Origin of the sequence: Synechococcales cyanobacterium T60_A2020_003 (assembly GCA_015272205.1) — a bacterium.
Lineage (GTDB): Bacteria > Cyanobacteriota > Cyanobacteriia > RECH01 > RECH01 > JACYMB01.
The window spans coordinates 1-2,120 of record JACYMB010000338.1 but is presented as its reverse complement, the minus strand read 5'-3'; the positions used below and the strand labels follow the sequence as shown (position 1 = coordinate 2,120).

General features: G+C 51.5%; 2 protein-coding genes and 1 tRNA gene. 2 read left to right on the top strand and 1 reads right to left on the bottom strand.

Annotated features, from left to right (window positions below):
• Positions 1 to 423: 423 nt before the first annotated feature.
• A tRNA-Gly gene (locus IGR76_16860) sits at positions 424 to 495 on the bottom strand.
• Positions 496 to 673: 178 nt separating this feature from the next.
• Between IGR76_16860 and IGR76_16855 the strand changes: the two genes are divergently transcribed.
• Both IGR76_16855 and IGR76_16850 read left to right on the top strand, forming a co-directional pair.
• Positions 674 to 1,462, top strand: coding sequence for an MBL fold metallo-hydrolase (locus IGR76_16855; protein MBF2080134.1), 789 nt, complete (start codon positions 674 to 676; stop codon positions 1,460 to 1,462).
• An 86-nt stretch (positions 1,463 to 1,548) separates the two neighbouring features.
• Positions 1,549 to 2,070, top strand: a complete 522-nt coding sequence (locus IGR76_16850) for a photosystem I assembly protein Ycf3 (GenBank protein MBF2080133.1) — start codon at positions 1,549 to 1,551, stop codon at positions 2,068 to 2,070.
• The last annotated feature ends 50 nt before the right edge of the window (positions 2,071 to 2,120 follow it).

Here is a 2,120-nt window from a genome sequence, read left to right as displayed (position 1 = left end):
AAGTCCCCAAACCCAAACGCCAAAAAGATAAACCTCACGTCTCCACTGCTCGATTGCTGAGTGAAGCGAAATCTAAAGAAGATAAAACAGTACCTTGAAAGGGCTGGGTCACCTACTTAGTAATACTGACGCGTTCTCCCTACGGTCACAGTATTCAATCGGAAGTTGAGTTTCCTATTAATCCTCTCTGGTCTGGCTTTTGATGGATCAGGGCTGCTTCTCTCCGCAATAGCGATTGCGCAAACGGATACTGCACCTGTGGAAACATGGTTATCTGAAGAAAGTTCAGATACATCTTCAAGTACTAGAAAAAGGACGGGTGGTGCAGAGTGGTGCAGAGTGGCGACTTTAAGAAATTAGCAAGCGAGGAGGGGCTCTTTCGGCATCTGATTCAACGCCAGCAAATGTAACAGGTGGCAACGAAGCGGATGATGGGACTCGAACCCACGACATTCAGCTTGGGAAGCTGACGTTCTACCACTGAACTACACCCGCGATCGCTCATGTTTAGTTACGATAGCACCCCCTGTTTCACTCCACGAGCATCCGTAATGAAATTTTTACGACTGCTTGGGTGACGGGCGATCGCCCACTCCTGCCCATCTCGATTCCATTCAAGCAGAATAACCCTTTAGGATAAAGACAGACTATTCCCACACCTTCTGACTTCGATATGTACCTAACCTGGCTAGACAACAACTCTTGGCTTTGGGAAATCAACGGTAGGCGAATTCTCGTTGATCCTTGGCTAGTGGGAGACCTAGTATTTCTGAAGGCTCCCTGGTTCTTTGAAGGTAAAAATCCTCACCCTCACCCTATTCCAGGGGATATCGACCTTATTCTGCTATCCCAGGGATTACCCGATCACGCCCACCCCGAAACGCTACGCCAGATGGATCGGCAAATTCCCGTGGTCGCCTCCCCCAATGCAGCCGAAGTCGTCACCAAGTTGGGATATGCCCAAGTGACCCCATTACCCGCTGGTAAAGGTTTTCAGCTCAACAATACCATTGGAATTCGAGCCGTTCCCGGTGCGGCCATTGGCCCCTTCCTAACCGAGAATGCCTACATCCTGACCGACTTAGCCACGGGGCTGACTTTGTATTACGAACCCCACGGCTTTCCCGATGATTCCCTCGACGCCTTTGCGCCCATTGATGTGGTGATTACCCCGGTCGCTGACCTCACGGTTCCGATGGCGGGGCCCATTATCCAGGGCTATCAAACAGCGGTGGATTTGGCAAAGCGGGTGCGGCCTCAAGTGATGCTGCCCACGACGGAAGGGGGCAATGTGCAGTATACAGGGTTGCTTGCCCAGATTCTTAACAGAGCGGGTGGGGCGGACACCGTGCGGGCGCAGCTTGCTGACGCTTGCCCTGAAACACGATTTTTAACCCCTCGACCGGGCGATCGCACCGAAATAGTGCTGACCCCCTACCGCACTGCTGCGCCAAAGGGGTAGAGGGGACGTTACATTGTAAATATCTGCGTTGACTCCGGCGCATTTTGTTTTAAGGTAAAAATTGCGAACTAGCATCCGAGGCTGTTATGCCCAGAACCCAGCGAAACGATAACTTTATTGATAAGTCCTTTACTGTCATGGCAGATCTGATTCTGAAAATGCTGCCAACGAATAAGACTGCGAAGGAAGCCTTTGCTTACTACCGAGATGGGATGTCGGCTCAGGCAGATGGTGAGTATGCCGAAGCCTTAGCCAACTACGAAGAAGCACTGCGCTTGGAAGAAGATCCCTACGATCGCAGTTTTGTGCTATACAACATGGGGTTAATTCACGCCAGCAATGGTGAGCACGATCGCGCTTTGGACTACTATCATCAAGCACTCGATGACAATCCCCGAATGACCCAGGCGCTCAATAACATTGCGGTTATCTATCACTACCTGGGCGAGCAAGCGGAACAGGCCGGACAAAGTAATGACGCCGATGCTTTCTATGACCAGGCGGCGGAGTACTGGCAGCGGGCGATTCGCTTAGCCCCAAATAACTACATTGAGGCGCAAAACTGGCTGAAAACGACGGGTCGCATGAAGATTGACTCGTACTTTTAGCTTCTCCGTGAAAGCCCCGCACTCTGCCGAAGGCGAGTGTCGGGATGAAA